Source organism: Methylobacterium sp. WL103 (assembly GCF_008039885.1).
Taxonomy (GTDB): Bacteria; Pseudomonadota; Alphaproteobacteria; order Rhizobiales; family Beijerinckiaceae; genus Methylobacterium; species Methylobacterium cerastii.
Genome location: NZ_VRUX01000912.1, coordinates 1 through 1,208, shown reverse-complemented (window position 1 = coordinate 1,208; position 1,208 = coordinate 1). Strand labels below are relative to the sequence as shown.

The following is a 1,208-nucleotide window of genomic DNA, read 5'->3' as shown; positions in this document are numbered from 1 at the left end:
GCGCAGGTCCGCCGGAAGGCCTCGAACGCGGCCCGCGTCTCGTCCGCCTGCCAGCCGGGCAGGGCGGCAAGCTCCACCGGCTCCAGCACGGCGTTGCCGACGCGCAGCGGCTCGGCGGTGGCCGGGGCGATCCCTGAAACGAGAGCGACCGCAGCGCGGAACGCTGCGGTCGGGCGGGGGAGGCGTCGGAGTGCCATAGGTCGGGAACGATCGGTTGCGTGGACGGCCTCAGGCGCCCGCCTCGGTGGCGACGAGCTGCCAGTTCGGGTCGCGGGTGCCGAGCGTGCGGGCGAAGGTCCAGACGTCAGGCACCTCGACCACTGCCTCGGCGCTGCCGTCCACCACGACGCCGTCGGCGTTGCGGGTGGCGGTGATGAGGTTCGAGAGGAACCGCACCGTCACCTGCGCGACGCGGTTCTTCACGTCGACGGCGACGATCTCGGCCTTGTCGATCGAGACGAAGGTGGTCTCCACCGTCTGGCGATTCTTCTCGCGCTCGGCGATGGCGCGCTCGAACGCGTCGCCGACCTCGCGGGAGAGCAAGGACTTCAGGGTCTTCCGGTCGCCCTTGGCGAAGGCGATCATGATCGCCTCGTAGGCGCCCTTGGCCCCTTCGAGGAAGGCGCGCGGCTCGAAGCCGGGCTCGGCCTGGACGATCGCTTCCAGGCCGCGGGCCACCGCCGAGCCCGGCTCGGCGATGCCGCGCCAGTCGCGCGCCTGGGTCTCGGCGTTGCGCTCGGGGAGCGCCCGGTCGGCGCCCGGCAGGCGCACGACGTTGTCGCCCTCGCTGCGGCCGGGCTGGGGCTCGGTGCGGCTGCGGTCCACCGGCTTGAACGGCGCGCGCTCGGCGCCGGTCTTCTGCCCGAGGACCGAGCGCAGCCGCCAGATCACGAAGACGGCGAGCGCCAGGAAGATGATCGTCGTCACGTCGAAGCTGTCCTGCATCACCGATCCGATGGTGGCCGCCGTGGAGCCCGGACCGCGGCCGCAGCCTTGGCCCGTGCGCGCGGCTGACGGGAAATCCGAGAGGGGTCGCACGCGAGTCCGGTCATGCCGCACGAATCCGCCGCGGGCGTGGCCGGCCTCGCGGAGAACGCGCCGCGTCCCCCTCTGCATAGGGGGCAATGGGCATATGGGGCAATGCGCCGGCCGGTTCCAGGCGGCATCGCGGGGGATCGCACCGGCCGCGTCGTCGCGCCGGGCCGGGC

At 73.3% G+C, this 1,208-nt stretch carries 1 protein-coding gene and 1 pseudogene; both read right to left on the bottom strand.

Annotation, left to right across the window (positions count from 1 at the left end; all coding sequences use genetic code 11):
• Positions 1–197 (bottom strand): annotated as a pseudogene (locus FV222_RS26655) (transglycosylase); the annotation flags it as partial.
• Positions 198–228: 31 nt separating this feature from the next.
• Positions 229–945 carry a Tim44/TimA family putative adaptor protein gene (locus FV222_RS26650; RefSeq protein ID WP_147762169.1) on the bottom strand — a complete coding sequence of 239 codons (717 nt, stop codon included), beginning with the start codon at positions 943–945 and terminating at the stop codon, positions 229–231.
• Between the last annotated feature and the right edge of the window lie 263 nt (positions 946–1,208).